This is a genomic window from Gemmatimonadota bacterium, from assembly GCA_041390125.1.
GTDB lineage: Bacteria > Gemmatimonadota > Gemmatimonadetes > Longimicrobiales > Gaopeijiaceae > JAGQIF01.
In genome coordinates, this window is sequence record JAWKQN010000021.1 from 23635 (window position 1) to 39408 (window position 15774).

The window sequence follows — 15774 nt, forward strand, 5'->3', positions numbered from 1 at the left end:
CAGCCGTGCCCGAACCGGGTCCTTCCCCGATCCACGCCACCTGGGAGCCGCGTCCCCCCGACGAGGGCTGGCGGGGCGGCAACGGTGTCGACGAGGCGTCGGCCGTGCTGGACTCGCTCCCGCAGCCGCAGCCCGCGGCCGGCGAGCGTGCCTTCCGCGACCGCGTGGCCATCATCAGCGGCGGTTCCAGCGGCATCGGCCGCGCCGTGGCGGTGGAACTGGCCCAACGGGGCGTGCACATCGCCTTCAACTACCTCGACGACGGCACCGCCCGCACCCGCCGGGAGGCGCAAGCCGTCGCGGCGGAGCTGCGCCAACTGGAGGTGCGCGTCCTGGTCGACGCCTGCGACGTGCGCGAATCGGCCGACGTGTCCGCGTTCGTGGCGCAGGCGGTCGAGACGCTCGGCCGCGTCGATATCCTCGTCAACAATGCCGGGATCGGACGGGACCGGGCGCTGTGGCGGATGTCGGACGACGAATGGCGCGCCGTGCTGCAGACCAACCTGGACGGTGCGTTCTTCTTCACGCGCGCGGTGGCCCCGCACTTCCGGCGGCAGGAGTCCGGCAAGATCGTCAACGTCGCTTCGGTCCACGGCCTGCGCAGCGAGTTCGGCCTGTCCAACTACGCGGCGTCCAAGGCCGGCCTGATCGGACTCACCCGTTCGACGGCGGTGGAGCTGGGCCCGGCCAACGTCAACGTCAACGCCGTGGCCCCCGGGTACATCCGCACGACGCGGCTGACGGAGGCCGTGCCGCCCGAGATCCTGGATCGTGCGCGGGAGCGCAGCGTGCTCGGCCGCCTGGGGGATCCCCAGGACGTGGCGAGCGTGATCGTGTTCCTGTGCAGCGAGGCCGCTCGGCACATCACCGGCGCCGTGGTTCCGATCGACGGCGGCTACCTGCTGTAGCGGCCCCGCGTGCCGACCGATCTGCGCTCAGCGGCGGCCGCCACACCCCGGCGTTCGAGGAGAGCTCGGGGATCGTGGTGGGGAACGCGATCGACCTGTAGTCCCGCGCCTCAGGCCCGCGCCACCGCCTCGCGGATGCGCTCGGCCAGCGCGCGCGGGATGGTGGGCACCGTGGCGATCGCGTCGGTGTCCGCCTGACGCAGGGCCCAGACCGAGCCGAACGTGCGGCTCAACGCGTCCGCGCGGCGCGGCCCCAGGCCCTTCAGCTCCAGCCGGGCCAGCCAGCGACGCAACCGCTCCTCCTCCAGCTGCCGACCCAGGTCCGCCGGATCCGACACCGACACGCCGTTCGAGTGGAGATCGCGCAGGAGGCCCTCCCAGGCGTGGTGGTCCCAGCCGTCGGGGTGGCGGTCGAGGAATCCGTCAACGTGACCCTGCAGGGTCCGATCGTGAGCGGTCATGGGAGTCGTGCGTCGGGGTGAAGGCCCGGGCCGGTCGCCCGGACACGCGTGCCCGCGCAGGGCACGAGCCGTCCCACCAAGCTCTCAGCACGAGGCCGCCCGGTAAACCCGGCGGGTGCGGCCACACGGTCACGGATCGGCGACGAGCCGGCGGGGACGGCTCGTCCGCGGGCGGGAACCCGCGTGCCGATCCGGGTCTTCCTGAGGGAGGTCGGCCCGTGCGCTCCTCAGGAGCCGACGACGAAGGTGATCTTGCAGTTCACCCGGAAGCGCTGGACCGCGTTGTCGGCGATCACGGCCTGGATGTCCTGCACATAGACCGAGCGGATGTTCTTGACGGTCTTGGCGGCTTCCGCCACGGCGTCTTCGATGGCGGATTCGATGCTGGCGCCTTCGGCGAGGATCTCGATGACCTTTGCGACCGACATGGGGCCTCCTTCGGCTGTGAACGGGTAGGACCGGGCAGGGTACTCCAGGGCAGGATGACAGGCAACCAGGGGGTGGACGTTGGCCTCGAACGTGAAGAAGTCCGACCGCGAGTGGCAGGAGCAGCTCACGCCCGAGCAGTACCGCGTCACGCGGAAGAAGGGGACGGAGCGGGCGTTCACCGGCGAATACTGGAACACCAAGACCGCGGGGACCTACCGCTGCGTGTGCTGCGATGAGCCCCTGTTCGACTCCGACACCAAGTACGACTCGGGAACGGGCTGGCCGAGCTTCTACGCGCCGTCCAGCCCCGACGCGGTGGAGGAGAAGGACGACCGCAGCCTGTTCATGCGGCGCACGGAGGTGGTGTGCGCGTCGTGCCAGGCGCACCTGGGGCACGTGTTCCCGGATGGGCCGGCTCCGACCGGGCTGCGTTACTGCCTGAACTCGGCCGCGCTCACGCTCGATCCGCGCGAGGCCGAGGCGAGGAAGCCGGACCCGAACGTGGTGGAGGAGCAGGACGCCTGACGCATCCCCGCGGGCGATGAGCTAGCGCACCCCCGCGGGCGGTCGGAACGCGATCCCCAGCAGATAGCCGCCGAGCGGGCGGCTCCACACGACCGCCCCGCGGACCAGGTCGACGGCCACGACCGTGCCCGGCTCGCCCGTCCTGCCCTCCAGGGCCACCCAGGCGGTCCGTCCGTCGGGCGCGATGCTCAGCCCGTGCGGATGCGCGGCACCCAGCGGGATGGTCCGGGTGGGCGTGCCGGCCGCTGCGTCCAGCACGGCGAGCGTGCCGCCGTGGCGATCGGGGACCAGCAGGGCCCCGGTGGACGTCACCGCGATCTGGGCCGGATGCCCTCCCGTGACCAGGCGGGTCTCCTCCCGACCCTCCGGGTCGAAGCGCACCACCTCCCCGCTCGCGTGCATCCCCACGAAGAAGCCGCTCCCGTCCGGGAGCCAGGCCACGTTGAGCGGGCGGTAGCGCGGCTGCCCGGGAGGGCCCGGATCGGATCCGGCCGGGCTGCGCGTACGCACCTCCCAGGTCCGGGCGTCCAGCACCAGCACCTCGTCGGAGAGCGGACAGGCCACGGCCACCAGGCTCCCGTCGGGGCTCGGGGCGGCGTCATGGGGGGCGGCGCACAGCGGAAGGGTGGTCAGGACGGTGAGCGTGGCCAGATCCACCACGGCCACCGAGCTGGTGCGCCCCTGTCCGCTGCGCCAGAAGTCCGGCACCAGGGCGCGCGCCCCGTCCGGCGTGATGCGCACACGCGCAGCGCCCGGCAGGGGGAGGCGCACCCGGCCCACGACGCGCTCGGCGTCGGCCTCCACGGCCCACAGCGTGGGTTCGCCGTGGCCCAGCGTGACATACCAGCGCCCCCCGTCGGGGGCGACACCGATGCCGTGGGGCTCGTCCGTCTCGCCGCGCCGCGGGTCGAAGCGGAGGGTGTCGAGGATGGCTCCGTCGCGCGCGTCCAGGATGAAGACCTGGTCCGTGGAGCCCGACGCGACGTAGAGGCGACCGCCGTCGGCATCGGCGCCGCAGCCGAACAGCCCGGACAGCAGCAGCACCGCCGGGCAGGCGCGCCTCAGAGTTCGGGACGCACCACCACCAGCCCGTTGTTCATGTCGGAGAGGTAGAGCAGGCCCCGGTGCAGCTGGGGTGCCCAGGTGCAGGTGCCGTCGGCGCTGGCGCATCCGAATCCCACTCCGTCGTACTGCAGTCCGAAGATCTCGCGACCCTGTCGTTCCAGGTCACCCAGCAGCTCGCCGCTCACGTCCAGCGCGCGCAGCCCGTTCTCGTACCACGCCAGGTAGAGGACCCCGGTCGCTTCGTCCAGCCAGAAATTGTGGGGCGTGGTGCCGGCGACGCGGAAGGTGGCCACCTCGCGGGGCGCGCGCAGGTCGCGCACGTCCACCACGTGCATGTAGCCCGGGCTCGAGAAGTCCTCCTCGCCCACGAAGACGTACCCCGCATCGGGCCAGTACCAGGCGTTGTGCGTCTGCCCGTTGAGCGCGCCGAGCCGGCTCACCTCCACCGGGTTCGTGGGCGAGCCGCCGGCGATGCCGTTGCCCACGTCGAGCACCACCAGACCGGCGTTCCAGTGCGAGAGGAAGGCGAGCCCGTCGCGCACGTAGACGTCGTGGAGGAAGCTGCTGCCGGCCCAGTAGCTGGCCACCACGGACGGAGCCCGTGGATCGGAGAGGTCCAGCACGCGCATGCCGTTGCCGACACCGTCCACGACCAGGTAGGCGTAGTCGCCCTCGATCCAGGCGTTGTGCACGCCGCTCTCCAGTCCCGCCGTGTAGCGCGAGAGCACCTGCGGCGCCGCCGGGTCGGACAGGTCCAGCACGGTCACGCCGTTCAGGCCATCGTTGGAGCCTTCGTGCGTGAGGACCGCGAGCTGTCCGTCCGCACGGACCTTCACGTCGTTGACGGTGCGGGCGTCCACGGTCAGGGTGCCCACCCGCACGGGCGCCACGGGGTCGGCCAGGCTCCACACGTGCAGGGCGTCCCCCACGCGGATGGACCCGTTGCGCGCGCGCTGACCCCAGGTGCCGGTGTAGGCCCACTCGCCGTGCACCCACAGGTCGGAGGTGTGCCGCTCCAGGACGGAGCCCTCGCCGACGCGGACGGCCTGTCCACCGAGGCCGCGGGCCTGCACCGTGACGGCCCGCTCCGCGGTCGCGGCACCCACCTGCGCCCGGACCGTGAGCGAGCCCGGCGCATACGCCACGAGCGATCCGTCCGGCGCCACGAAGCCCGCGCCGGCGGGCGCGACGCTCCACGTGATCGCGGCCGGCGAGAGGGCGGCCCCGGCGCTGTCGGTGGCGCTCGCCACGTAGCGCGCCACGTCTCCCTGACGCACGTCGGTCGGGCCGGAGTCGAAGCGGACGGTGGCGCCCTCGAAGCCCTGGAGATCCGCAGCCGTGACGCGGACGTCGAGACGGCGCTCACCGTCCGGCGTGCGCGCGATGAGCTCGGCCCGGTATTCGCCGGGCTGGAGCAGGGTACCCGCATCCATCCCCACCGTCACCGTCACGGTCTGGCCGGGGGCCAGGGTGGGCACGTCCGCCGGGGCGGCCGTGAGGCGGGCGCCGGGCACGCTGGCCGATCCTGCGTCCAGCACCGCGCCCGAGCGCAGCTCCACGGGGCCCACGGGCAGCGCGCCGCGGTTGCTCAGCACCACCGTGCCGGTCCCCGCGGCGTCGAGGCGCAATTCCGCGACGTCGAACGCGAGCGCGCCCTCGGGCCCGGTGGCGTCCCCGCACGAGAGCCCGCCCGCGACCACGAGGAGCGTGGCGAGGAGCCTGGAGGTGGATGCGCTGCGGAGTTGCATGGACCGTCCGGAGGAGGGCGTGCGGTGCGACTGCGCTTCAGGGAAAGATACGAGATTCCGGGGTCTTCCGTTGCCGGCGCCACGGAACGTCGGGGCGTCGCCTTCTGTAGCACAGGGTGTTCCAGAGGTCCCCCCCACAGGATGCCCCGTGTCTGCCTTCTATCCCCGGACCCACGTCGGGATCGCCGCCCTGGCCGCGTTGGCGGCCGTGGCCTGCGCCAGCACGCCTCAGGCCCCTCCGGCCGCCGGAGAGGCCCGTGGCGCCCTGCCCGACCTGGAGGGACGCAAGGTCATGGTGTTCCCGGTCCAGCGTCTGCGGGGCCTCGACCGGGACCTCGACCCCGCCGCGGAGGTGGCCTACGCCTTCGAGACCCGGGGTGGAGCGGAGTGGATCCTGCCGGCCGACCTGCGCCGGGCCGTCGAGCGCACGCCCGGCCTGGAGCTGAGCGCCGACGCGCTTCCGGTGGACGTCTTCCTGCGCGCGGAGGTGGACCGGATCGGGGACCCGCTGTTCGGCCTGCTGCGCCGGATGGCCGCGGTGACCGGCGCCGACCTGGCGCTGGTGCCCGTGGAGGCGCGCCCGGGCGTCGGGCCCGGTGACGCCGCCGACGCCGGGGCCGCGTCCACGCTGCGCCGGGTGGAGATCGCGGCCACCCTCATCAACGCGCGGACCGGACGCGTGTTCTGGTTCGGGGTGGTCGACGCGGAGAGCGCGGGTGGGGACGCCGGCGCGCTGGCGGGCGCCGCCGAGGCGCTGGCGCGGGCCGTCACACCGCGACTCGACCGTCCGCTGCGGGAGGCGCTGTGAGGGCCCGGGCGTGGGTGCTCGTGCTGGCGCTGGGGGGGCTGGCCTGCGAGCAGGCGGCGCTGGAGGTCCCTACGGCCGAGGATGTCGTGGCCGCCTACGACTATTCGGGGCGCCTGGAGGCCGAGATGTCCGGCAACGTGGCCGAGGTCACGGTCTATCAGCCGAACCGTCAGTTGAGCCGCGGGGGCACGCTGTGGGCCAAGGTCGGCCCCTACGTCTTCCTGTTCAGCCGCGAGACCCAGTCCCTCTTCCAGCAGTGGGGTGGCCTGGCCGGCGTGCGGGTGATCACCCGGGCTCCCGGCGGGCAGGAGGTGGCGCGGGCGCTGCTCACGCGCGACACCTTCAACGACGTCACCTGGAACGGGGCCATCCTCGCCGCGGCCAAAGCCCGGCGCGACGGGACCAAGAGCCCGGGCCTGATCGAGGACCTCGTGCTCTTCGGCGAGGATCACACGACCTTCGAGTACTCGTCGCGCTACGTCCGCCCCGGACGTTGACGCGCTTGATTCGGCGGCGGGTGCGGGCGAGAATAGGCCCGCCTTTTCCAGACCCTTCCCGCTTCCGACGAAAGAGCAGGTCATGGCCCGCACCATCACGGTGATTCCCGGGGACGGCATCGGCCCCGAGGTGACGCACGCCACGCTCGAGATCCTGGCCGCCGGCGGCGCCCAGCTCGAATACGACGAGCAGCTGGCCGGCGTCACCGCCCTGGAGCAGGTCAAGGACCCCATCCCCACGCCGACGCTGGAGTCCATCCAGACGCACAAGGTCGCGCTGAAGGGGCCGCTCACGACTCCGGTGGGCACCGGCTTCCGTTCGGTGAATGTGGCCATCCGCAAGGAATTCGATCTCTTCGCCAACGTGCGTCCGGCGCGCTCCCTCACCCGGGGTGGACGCTACGAGGACCTGGACCTGGTGCTCATCCGCGAGAATACGGAAGGGCTCTACGTCGGGGTCGAGCACTACATCGGGATGCATGGCGATCCGCGCGCCGCGGCCGAGTCCGTGATGATCATCACGCGCTTCGGCGCCGAGCGCGTCATCGAGTACACCTTCGAGCTCGCCAAGCGCACCGGCCGCAAGAAGGTCACGCTGGCGCACAAGGCCAACATCCTCAAGTACACGCAGGGTCTCTTCCTCGACATCGGGCGCGAGATCGCCAAGCGCTACGAGGGCGAGATCGAGTTCGAGGACCGCATCATCGACGCCACGGCCATGCATCTCGTCATGGACCCGCACCAGTTCGACGTGCTGGTCATGGAGAACATGTTCGGCGACATCGTCAGCGACCTCATGGCCGGATTGATCGGCGGGCTCGGCATGGCGCCGGCGGGCAACATCGGGAAGGACGTGGCCGTCTTCGAGGCCGTGCACGGCTCCGCGCCCGACATCGCGGGCAAGGGCGTGGCCAACCCCACGGCGCTGACGCTGGCCGGCTGCATGCTGCTGGATCACATCGGCGATACGGAGAGCGCCACCCGCATCCGCAGCGCCCTGGACGAGGTGCTCCTCGGTCGGTTGGCGCCCACCCGGGATCTCGGGGGCACCGCGGGTACGCGGGAGTTCACCGACGCCGTGATCCGCGCGATGAAGTGAAGCACCACGCCTTCTCCTTCCTGGACCGCTTCCCGGGCGAGAGCCTGACCTGCGTCCGCTGCCTGGAGCGGAAGCCCAAGTCGGAGTTCGACCGGTTGTTGTGGTGCGAGGCCTGCCGCGCGCGGGCCGCCGAACGCGCCAAGGCGGTCGGCTGGATGGGCGGAGGGGTCATCGCGCTGGTGGTCGGGCTCTACATCTGGCTGGTCGTCCGGCCCACGGGGCTGATCCCGCAGCTCTGGCTGGCCGCGCTGGTGGCGGTCTATTGGCTGGGCGCCCGCTTCGTGCGCGAGATCGCGCTCGGCGTGATGCGCTACCGGAACAGCCGGGCCGCCGAGGCCCGGCCCCCCGAGGAGTAGCCGACCCATCCGCCCACCCCGGGGCCCGCCCGGGGTTCAAGGCGCCCCCCGGCCGATTAGATTTGGCCGTCCCCACGGGGCCCACGCCGCCCCCTCGCTCCGTTCCACGGTCCCCGAGACGACACGCATGGCCGAGAGATTCCAGGGAGTCGACTTCTACGCGCTGGACGCGCACTTCTCCGAGGAGGAGCGCATGGTGCGCGACACCGTGCGCGAGTGGGTGGAGGACAAGGTCCTCCCGATCATCGGCGAGGCCTACGTCGAGCGGCGGTTCCCGCGCGATCTGATCCCCGAGATGGGCGAGCTGGGGCTGCTGGGCGCCAACCTCCCCGAGCAGTACGGCTGTGCGGGCCTCAACAACGTGGCCTACGGGCTGATCATGCAGGAGATGGAGCGCGGCGACTCCGGGTTGCGCTCCTTCGCTTCCGTGCAGGGCGCCCTGGTCATGTACCCCATCTGGGCCTTCGGCAGCGAGGAGCATCGCACCACGTGGCTGCCGAAGCTGGCCAAGGGCGAGGCGGTGGGCTGCTTCGGCCTGACGGAGCCGGACTACGGCAGCAATCCGGCCGGCATGATCACCACCGCGCGCAAGACGTCGGACGGGTGGGTGTTGAACGGCACCAAGATGTGGATCACCAACGGCTCCATGGCGGACGTCGCGGTGGTCTGGGCCCAGACGGGCAGCCTGGGCGATGCCCGCGGCATCCGCGGCTTCGTGGTCCCCACGGACACGCCCGGATTCAGCGCGCGCGACCAGAAGGGGAAGTTGAGCCTGCTGGCCTCGGACACCAGCGAGCTCGCGCTGCAGGACGTGCACCTGCCGGAGTCGGCGCTCATGCCGAAGACGGAGGGGCTCAAGAACCCGCTGATGTGCCTCACGCAGGCGCGCTACGGCATTGCCTGGGGCGCCGTGGGTGCCGCCATGGCCTGCTACCACGAGGCGGTCTCCTACGCGAAGACCCGCGTCATGTTCGACGGCCCCATCGGCGGGAAGCAGATCCAACAGGTGCGCCTGGCCGACATGCTGACCCGCATCACCCAGGGGCAGCTCCTGGCGTATCACCTGGGCCGCATGAAGGACGGAGGCACCATGACACCGCAGCAGGTCTCGATGGCCAAGCGCGCCAACGTGGACATGGCGTGCGAGTGCGCGCGTGAAGCGCGCCGCCTGCTCGGCGGCAACGGCATCCTGGTGGAGTATTCCGCCATGCGGCACATGGCGAACCTGGAATCGGTCTACACCTACGAGGGGACGCACGACATCCACTCGCTGGTGCTGGGGCAGGCGGCGACGGGCATCGCCGCCTACTGAGCGCGCCGCGCGCCCGCGCTACGCTGCGCGGGCGCGCGTGGCCGTGTCCCGCTCCCGCTCCAGTCCGCGCCGTTCCGCCTCCGCGAAGCCGATCATGCGCTCATCGCGCTCACACCAGAGGTTGAGGCGCGTGAGGGCCCAGGTGTCGCGGATCCGCAGGGTGCGCGGCTCCTGCAGCTCCGGGCTGGAGTCCATGCATTCCTGCAAGCGGTAGTTGGGGATGCGGGCGCACAGGTGGTGCACGTGGTGGAGCCCGATGCTGGCCGTGATCCACTGCAGCGGCTTCGGCAGCGCCAGGTGTGAGGATCCCTTCAGCGCGGCATCGAAGTAGTCCCAGTCGGGCGGACGCTCCCAGTAGGTGTCCTCGAACTGGTGCTGGACGTAGAACAGCCAGACGCCGACCGAGCAGGTGACCACCAGGACCGGCGTATGCACCAGCAGAAGGCGCTCCCAGCCGACCAGCAGGAGCATGGCGCCGACCACGCCCACGAGGCAGAGGTTCGTGAGCCAGATGCTGCGCCAGGCCTGGGTCCAGGAGCGCGGCACCTCCCGCGGGTACCGCTGCTTGAGCACGAAATGCCACAGCGGGCCGATCCCGAAGAGCACGGCCGGGTGGCGGTAGATCCGGTAGGCGAGCCGGCCGCGCGGCGAGCGCTCCAGGTATTCGTCCACCGTCAGGGTGACCACGTCCCCGAACCCCCGCCGCTCCAGGTCGCCGTTGTGCGCGTGATGATGCGCGTGCGTGCGGCGCCAGTAGTGGTAGGGGATGAGCGTCAGCACCCCGATCCAGTGCCCCACGATGTCCGCCGTGCGGCGGGAGCGGAAGAACGACCCGTGCCCACAGTCGTGCTGGATCATGAAGAGCCGCAGCAGGAATCCCGATGTCGGGAGTGCGAGCAGCAGCGTGAGCAGGTAGTGCACCTCGAGCGCCCGGAACGCCAGGTACCACGACGCGAAGAAGGCCGCCGCGGTGCCGAGGAGCTGGGTGGTGCTGCGCCAGGGTTGGGGTCCGCGGTACGGGTCCGTCAGCGCGTTGAAGTGCGCGGCCCGGGCGCGGTCGGGGGAGGTCCGGTGTGGGCTTCCGATGGGTCGGTTCCGGTGGGGGGGACTGAGGGGCCGGTCGATCGGTGGCCCAACGTACGGACTCGTCCGCCCGGATGCGAATGGCCACCGCGGCCCGCCGTCCCGCCCACCGACGGGACGGCCCGTTCGTCGATCGGCGGGCGGGAGCGCCTGCGCGGCCGGGCGCGTCCCCACTAGGCTCCACCCAGGGACGCGCGCGGCGCGCGCCCGGAGCCCGAGCGGGGAGGCGGCGGTGGGGTGGACGGCGGTGGTGGGCGCCCTGGCGGCGATCGTGATGCAGCAAGGCGGGACGCAGCAGGCGCCCGCGCCGCCGGTGGCCATGTTCGCCGGAGGGCCGGCCCACACCGGGGTGAGCGCGGCGCGGCCGCTGGCCGTTCCCGGGCGGGTGCGCTGGTCCCTCCGGATGGACGGCCCGGTCCGGTCCTCTCCGGTCATCGCGGGCGGATCGGTCTGGGTGGGTGGGGGGGACGGCGCCCTCTACCGGGTCCGTCTCTCCGACGGCCACGTGGTGTGGCGTCACGACCTCGGCCGGCCCGTCCAAGCGGCCCCGGCCGTGGACGACCAGACCGTCTATGCCGTGGACGTGGACGGGGCCATCTCGGCGGTCGGCCGGGACGACGGAGCCCTCCGGTGGCACGTACGGGTGGGCCCGGCCCTGCCCTGGGCGTGGGGCGGGGAGGGGTGGGACTACCTGGGCTCCTCGCCCGTGGTGGTCGGGCACACCCTGGTGGCCGGGGCGGGGGACGGGGTCGTGCGGGCCGTGGACACCCGCTCGGGCGAGGTGCTGTGGTCGGTGGCCACGGGCGGCCGGGTGCGCTCCAGCCCGGCGGTGGCGGACGGGGTCGTCTACGTGGGCAGCGCGGACGGGATCGTGCGGGCGCTGCGGCTGGAGGACGGCAGCGAGGTCTGGAGCTTCCGGACGGAGGGCCACACCCTGGACTCGGCGGCCTTCGGGTTCGACCGCCGCACCGTGACGGGGGGCCCCACGGTGGTCGGGGACCGGGTGCTGGTGGGCTCCCGGGATGCGCGCATGTACGCGCTGGACCGGGCGACCGGTCGCACCCTGTGGGCGGAGGACGACTCCAGCTCGGCGTGGGTCATCGCCACACCGGCGGTCGTGGACGGGCGGGTCATCTTCGGCCGCTCCAGCTCCGCCAAGGTGCAGGCCCTGTCCCTGGTGGACGGCGCGTTGCTCTGGGAGGCCGCGGCCGGGGCGCTGGTGTTCAGCTCGGCCACGGTGGCCGGCGGCACGGCGTTCCTGACCACCGGTGGGGGCGCGCTGCTGGCCCTGGACGCCGCGACCGGAGAGCGCCGGTGGAGCCGCCGGCTGGACGGGCCCAGCTGGACCACACCGGCGCTCGCCGACGGCGTCCTGGTGGTGGGGACGGACGCGGGGACCCTGCTCGCGCTGGAGGAGGCGGAAGCCGGCCAGCCGCGGGTGGCGGTCTTCCAGGACTCCACCCTCTTCCAGGCCTCGATCACGGCCCGGCGGGGGATCGACACGCGGCTGGCCCGCCAGCTGACGGCGCGCGGGCACGAGCGGCTCGATCGGGCGGGGCTCGTCCGCTTCCTGGAGGAGCGCACCCGGGACGGCGCACCGAGCGCCGTGGTCATGGCCACCGACGTGATCCCCCCCGAGCTGCTCGAGCCCGGGCCCGACACAGGACCGCTGCGGCAGTACCTGGAGCGAGGTGGCCGGATCGTCTGGGTGGGCGATCCCCCGCGGTGGGCGCTGTGGGACCCCGAGGCCCAGCGCTTCGGGCTGGACATCGTGCGGGCCCGCGAGGTCACGGACGTGGACCACGCGCCGTGGGTCTCCGACGCCCGGGTTCATCGGCCCACGCCCGCGGGTGTAGCTTGGGGGTTGGAGGGGTGGTGGATCGGGCCGGGCGGGGTGGACCCCACCGCCGTCACCACGGTGCTCGCTTCCGACGAAGAGGGACGCGCGGCCGCATGGGTGAAGTCGTTCGGAGGACCGCCGGGCTCGGGCTGGGTGTGGCTGCCCGTGGCCACCGAGGAGCGCCTGTGGCCGGCCGTGGCGCGGGTGGCGGAGGCGGGGATCCTGGTGGCGTTCTAGCACGGCGGGCCGGGGCGCCCGGAGGACGCGGGTCCCGGCTGCCCTCCACCCCCGTGGGCGTCCTTCTGACGCTCGCGATGGTCTGGACCGGGATCGGGGCCGTCACCGGCCTCCAGCTCGTGGGCGTCCAGGCCCTGCGCGGAGGTCCTCTCCGCGCCGGCCCGCTCCTGCTCTACCAGTTGCTGGCGGCCTGGTCGTGGATCCCGGTGTCGCTGGCCGCCATCGCCCTGACGCTCCGCCTGCCGCCGTCCCGCACCGCGCCCGTCCGCACGGGCGCGGTCCACCTCGCGGCCGGGCTGGCCTGCGGATACGCCGTGAACCTCCTGATGAGCGGGCTGTTCCATCAGGTGGGGAGTCCCTTCGCGGGAGAGGCGGGGGTGTGGAGGGAGGCGTGGGTGGGGACCGTACGGTGGGCGCACGTCAATCTGCTGGTGTATGGGCTCCTGGTGGCGCTTACGCTGCGTGTGCGCCGCCGCCGAGGCTCCCGGCCCGACGCCGTGGCGGCCGGCGAGCGGACAGCGGTCGCGTCGGATGCACCGGTCGCCGGACGAGCGTCTGCAGGGGCCGACGCGCCGACGGCTCCCGAACCGCGCATCGCGTTCCGCACCGGCAGCGGCGTCGTGCTGCTGACGCCGGAGGAGATCCGGTGGCTGGAAGCGGACGGCGACTACGTGCGCGTCCACGCCAGCACGGGCGTGCCGCTCGTCAACCACCGTCTGGACGAGCTGGAGGCCACGCTCTCCCCGCACGGGTTCGTGCGCATCCATCGCTCCACCCTCGTCAACGCCGCGCGCGTACGGCAGGTCCGGGCGGCCGGTCGCGGGGACCGCGACGTCCTGCTGGACGACGGCACCACGCTGCGGCTGGCCCGCCGCCGCGCGGCGCGGCTGGGGGAGGCGTGGTGGGCGAAAGGCCCTTGAGGCGTCCTTCTACTGCGGCGCTCCTGCCTCACATCGGGCACGCTCGTTGCATTCGCACCACGCGTCTGCCCGGTCCAACCCCCCGGGCGCCAACCGAGGAGAAGAGGGAATGGAGAGCGCCATGGGCCACTGGAGCCGCGACAACGCGCCGTTTTCCGGGCCGACGTACATCACCGACGAGCCGGAAGAGCTTGCCGTCCGCGCGGCACCGCGTGCCGCCTCGCCGGCTGCGGCGCCCGCCGTGGCACCTCCGGCCCCCAACGGGAACGGAACCGCCGCCGCTCCGAACGGAGCGTCGGCCCCCATCCAGACCATGGGCACCGTGACGCCGCTCCCGACGGCGCGTCCGGCCGCCCCTGGAGCTCCCCGGCCTGCCGTCGACCCGAACACCTCCCTGCAGGGGGACGAACGGTTGGCGCAGGTCCGGGAGCTCATCTTCGGCAACGAGATGCGCAGCTACGAGCGCCGCTTCGCCGAGGTCGAGGAGCGGCTGGCCAAGCGCATGGCCACGCTCCAGACGGAGCTGATCCGCGAGATCGCCTCGCTGCGCCAATCGCTGGAGCCGCGGCTGACGGCGCTGGAGCGGGGGCTCGAGGCGGCGGGCGACCTGGTGGCGCAAGCCCAGGACGCCGCACGCGAGACCGTGGACGCGCGCGTGCGCGACATGCGCGTCGAGTTCATGGGCTACCGCAAGACGTTGGAGCAGACGATGGCGCAGATCGAGGAGCGCGTGGCCAAGGGCGGCCGCCAGCTCACGCAGGAGATCGTGGAGCTGCGCAATCAGACGGCCCAGCAGTTGACCGAGTCCAGCGCCGAGATGGTTCGGCGCCTGGGATCGGTGGAAGGCCGCATGACCGACCGCGAGGCCCTGGTTCGAGGGCTCGCGGAGCTGGCGCGCGGACTGGTGGGGACGGACCCACGCGCCTGACCCGAGCGGGAGAGGGCGGGCGGCGTCGTCACCGCCCGCTTCTCTCCCCCTCGAATCGCCCATGATGATCCGGAAGATCTGCGTGGTGGGCGACCCCGGGGTCGGCAAGACCCGGCTGGTCGAGGCCTGGCGTGGAAACGACGCCACCGGCGCGGCCTCGCCCGCGGTGGGCGTCAGCGTGCATCGCAAGGTGGTCCGTACGCGCGGCAGCGAGGTCAGCCTCGTGGTGCTCGATCTGTCGGGCCGCCTGACCCGCGCCGCCTACCCTCCCGATTTCCTGCGAGGCTGCGCCGGCTATGTGCTCGTGCTGGACACGAGCGGCCCCGTCTCGCTCGAGCAGGCCCAGTGGCTGCGCGCGCGGGTCGAAGCGGGGATCGGGCCGGCTCCCTCGGTCGTGGCGGCCAACAAAGCGGACCTCGGGTTCGATCCCGGCGTCGGCTGGGCCGACCTGGCGGCGCTCGCCGGTGGCGAGGAGTGGCTGCTGCGGACCAGCGCCGTCACGGGCGAGGGCGTGGATGCCCTCTTCGAGCGCCTCGCGCAGCGGCTGCTCCAGCCCGCTCCACCCCTGGTGCGACGGGCCTGAGCGCGCCGGCGCGCCGCAGGCGGACCCCTTCGTCCGCGCGGCGCCCTGAATCCTTTCCGACGGACGCTGGCTCTTGCCTGCAGGAACCCGCGTGTGGCTCCTCCTGAGCCCTCGTCCCCTCACGCCGGCGGAACGCGTTGGACCTGGACGATCACGAGCTGCTGCAGCGGACGGCTGCGGGGCAAGCGGACGCCTTCGATGCGTTCGTGTCCCGTCACGCCGATCCCGTCTACCGGTACCTGCGCGTGCACACGGCGACGGAGGCGGATGCGGAGGACGCGCTCCAGGAGTCGTTCCTGGCCGCGTGGCGGCACGCGGACGGATTCCGGGGCGGAGCCTCGGCGCGGGCCTGGCTCCTCACCATCGCCCGCCACGCGGCTCACCGGATCTATCGACGCCGGCAGGGCGAGCCCGCCGCGTTCGAGGACATCGACTCGCTCGAGTCCCTGGGACTCCGGGCCGGATGGGGACAGCCGGACGGGGACGGAGCGGACGATCAGGACCGGGTGCGCCGCGCGTTCGAGCGGCTGGCGCCCGAGGATCGGGAGGTGTTGACCCTGCGGGACCTGGACGGGCTCTCCGGGGACGAGACGGCAGCCGTGCTGGAGGTGAGCCTCGCTGCCATGAAGAGCCGGCTGCACCGGGCGCGTCTGCGCCTGACGGCCGTGCTACGGGAGATGGGCGATGACTGATCGACACCCCGACGCGGACCTGGACCGCGAGGTGGGCGGCCTGCGCTGCCGCGATGTGCTGGCCGGTCTCTCCGACTACCTGGACGGGGACCTGCCGGGCGACGTGCGCGCCCGGGTGGATGCGCACCTGGCCGGGTGCAGCAACTGCGAACGCTTCGGGGGCCGTGTGGGGGCGATTGTCGGCACCCTGCGGAGCGGGCGCGTGCGGCCCCTGCTGACGGAGTCGCAGCGGGCCTCGCTCGTGCGCGGCCTACGCGCGGCGGGCGCGCTGCCCTGACGGGTC

Annotated in this window: 18 protein-coding genes; 13 read left to right on the forward strand and 5 right to left on the reverse strand. The window is 72.8% G+C overall.

The window, feature by feature from the left end; all coding sequences use genetic code 11:
- Positions 1-5: 5 nt before the first annotated feature.
- On the forward strand, positions 6-908 hold the full coding sequence (locus R3E98_19100) for a 3-oxoacyl-ACP reductase family protein (GenBank protein ID MEZ4425514.1): 903 nt from the start codon (positions 6-8) through the stop codon (positions 906-908).
- A gap of 110 nt (positions 909-1018) precedes the next feature.
- Here R3E98_19100 and R3E98_19105 read toward each other — a convergent pair whose 3' ends face one another.
- The gene (locus R3E98_19105; GenBank protein ID MEZ4425515.1) at positions 1019-1369 is read right to left on the reverse strand and encodes a helix-hairpin-helix domain-containing protein; all 351 of its coding nucleotides are present in this window, start codon (positions 1367-1369) and stop codon (positions 1019-1021) included.
- Between the two features lie 227 nt (positions 1370-1596).
- Positions 1597-1797: a dodecin family protein gene (locus R3E98_19110; GenBank protein ID MEZ4425516.1), complete on the reverse strand. Its 201-nt coding sequence runs from the start codon at positions 1795-1797 to the stop codon at positions 1597-1599.
- 79 nt (positions 1798-1876) lie between these two features.
- Here R3E98_19110 and msrB point away from each other — a divergent pair, with 79 nt between their 5' ends.
- The gene (gene msrB / locus R3E98_19115) at positions 1877-2323 is read left to right on the forward strand and encodes a peptide-methionine (R)-S-oxide reductase MsrB (GenBank protein MEZ4425517.1); all 447 of its coding nucleotides are present in this window, start codon (positions 1877-1879) and stop codon (positions 2321-2323) included.
- A 21-nt stretch (positions 2324-2344) separates the two neighbouring features.
- Here the strand turns inward: msrB and R3E98_19120 are convergent, their stop codons facing one another.
- The gene (locus tag R3E98_19120; protein ID MEZ4425518.1) at positions 2345-3367 is read right to left on the reverse strand and encodes a YncE family protein; all 1023 of its coding nucleotides are present in this window, start codon (positions 3365-3367) and stop codon (positions 2345-2347) included.
- Between the two features lie 17 nt (positions 3368-3384).
- Entirely contained in the window at positions 3385-5136 is a 1752-nt protein-coding gene (locus R3E98_19125) for a hypothetical protein (GenBank protein ID MEZ4425519.1), read from the reverse strand.
- Between the two features lie 148 nt (positions 5137-5284).
- On the opposite strand from R3E98_19125, the gene R3E98_19130 reads away from it, so the two are divergent.
- From R3E98_19130 to R3E98_19150, 5 genes are all read left to right on the forward strand, one after another.
- Positions 5285-5944 (forward strand): hypothetical protein, encoded by a 660-nt coding sequence (locus tag R3E98_19130; GenBank protein ID MEZ4425520.1) that lies wholly within the window; start codon positions 5285-5287, stop codon positions 5942-5944.
- Positions 5941-6441: a hypothetical protein gene (locus R3E98_19135; GenBank protein ID MEZ4425521.1), complete on the forward strand. Its 501-nt coding sequence runs from the start codon at positions 5941-5943 to the stop codon at positions 6439-6441. The genes R3E98_19130 and R3E98_19135 overlap by 4 nt, the downstream gene beginning before the upstream one ends.
- 82 nt (positions 6442-6523) lie before the next feature.
- On the forward strand, positions 6524-7540 hold the full coding sequence (locus R3E98_19140; protein MEZ4425522.1) for an isocitrate/isopropylmalate family dehydrogenase: 1017 nt from the start codon (positions 6524-6526) through the stop codon (positions 7538-7540).
- Positions 7537-7896 (forward strand): hypothetical protein, encoded by a 360-nt coding sequence (locus R3E98_19145; GenBank protein MEZ4425523.1) that lies wholly within the window; start codon positions 7537-7539, stop codon positions 7894-7896. Before R3E98_19140 ends, R3E98_19145 begins: the two co-directional genes overlap by 4 nt.
- Before the next feature lie 127 nt (positions 7897-8023).
- Positions 8024-9208 carry an acyl-CoA dehydrogenase family protein gene (locus tag R3E98_19150; GenBank protein ID MEZ4425524.1) on the forward strand — a complete coding sequence of 395 codons (1185 nt, stop codon included), beginning with the start codon at positions 8024-8026 and terminating at the stop codon, positions 9206-9208.
- Positions 9209-9226: 18 nt separating this feature from the next.
- Here the strand turns inward: R3E98_19150 and R3E98_19155 are convergent, their stop codons facing one another.
- Positions 9227-10129, reverse strand: a complete 903-nt coding sequence (locus R3E98_19155) for a fatty acid desaturase (GenBank protein ID MEZ4425525.1) — start codon at positions 10127-10129, stop codon at positions 9227-9229.
- A 394-nt stretch (positions 10130-10523) separates the two neighbouring features.
- Between R3E98_19155 and R3E98_19160 the strand changes: the two genes are divergently transcribed.
- The 6 genes from R3E98_19160 (at position 10524) to R3E98_19185 (ending at position 15768) form a co-directional block, all read left to right on the forward strand.
- Positions 10524-12368 (forward strand): PQQ-binding-like beta-propeller repeat protein, encoded by a 1845-nt coding sequence (locus R3E98_19160; GenBank protein ID MEZ4425526.1) that lies wholly within the window; start codon positions 10524-10526, stop codon positions 12366-12368.
- A 53-nt stretch (positions 12369-12421) separates the two neighbouring features.
- Positions 12422-13288, forward strand: coding sequence for a LytTR family DNA-binding domain-containing protein (locus R3E98_19165; GenBank protein MEZ4425527.1), 867 nt, complete (start codon positions 12422-12424; stop codon positions 13286-13288).
- Positions 13289-13397: 109 nt separating this feature from the next.
- The gene (locus R3E98_19170) at positions 13398-14216 is read left to right on the forward strand and encodes a hypothetical protein (protein ID MEZ4425528.1); all 819 of its coding nucleotides are present in this window, start codon (positions 13398-13400) and stop codon (positions 14214-14216) included.
- 61 nt (positions 14217-14277) lie between these two features.
- Positions 14278-14799 (forward strand): GTPase domain-containing protein, encoded by a 522-nt coding sequence (locus tag R3E98_19175; GenBank protein MEZ4425529.1) that lies wholly within the window; start codon positions 14278-14280, stop codon positions 14797-14799.
- Between the two features lie 137 nt (positions 14800-14936).
- Entirely contained in the window at positions 14937-15491 is a 555-nt protein-coding gene (locus R3E98_19180) for an RNA polymerase sigma factor (protein MEZ4425530.1), read from the forward strand.
- On the forward strand, positions 15484-15768 hold the full coding sequence (locus R3E98_19185) for a zf-HC2 domain-containing protein (protein ID MEZ4425531.1): 285 nt from the start codon (positions 15484-15486) through the stop codon (positions 15766-15768). Before R3E98_19180 ends, R3E98_19185 begins: the two co-directional genes overlap by 8 nt.
- Positions 15769-15774: the final 6 nt, after the last annotated feature.

What these genes read in the sequence shown, in the direction of transcription:
- R3E98_19105 (MEZ4425515.1), bottom strand. Translation starts at nt 1,369, where the DNA reads ATGACCGCTCACGATCGGACCCTGCAGGGTCACGTTGACGGATTCCTC.
- R3E98_19110 (MEZ4425516.1), bottom strand. Translation starts at nt 1,797, where the DNA reads ATGTCGGTCGCAAAGGTCATCGAGATCCTCGCCGAAGGCGCCAGCATC.
- R3E98_19125 (MEZ4425519.1), bottom strand. Translation starts at nt 5,136, where the DNA reads ATGCAACTCCGCAGCGCATCCACCTCCAGGCTCCTCGCCACGCTCCTC.
- R3E98_19140 (MEZ4425522.1), top strand. Translation starts at nt 6,524, where the DNA reads ATGGCCCGCACCATCACGGTGATTCCCGGGGACGGCATCGGCCCCGAG.
- R3E98_19150 (MEZ4425524.1), top strand. Translation starts at nt 8,024, where the DNA reads ATGGCCGAGAGATTCCAGGGAGTCGACTTCTACGCGCTGGACGCGCAC.
- R3E98_19170 (MEZ4425528.1), top strand. Translation starts at nt 13,398, where the DNA reads ATGGAGAGCGCCATGGGCCACTGGAGCCGCGACAACGCGCCGTTTTCC.
- R3E98_19175 (MEZ4425529.1), top strand. Translation starts at nt 14,278, where the DNA reads ATGATGATCCGGAAGATCTGCGTGGTGGGCGACCCCGGGGTCGGCAAG.
- R3E98_19185 (MEZ4425531.1), top strand. Translation starts at nt 15,484, where the DNA reads ATGACTGATCGACACCCCGACGCGGACCTGGACCGCGAGGTGGGCGGC.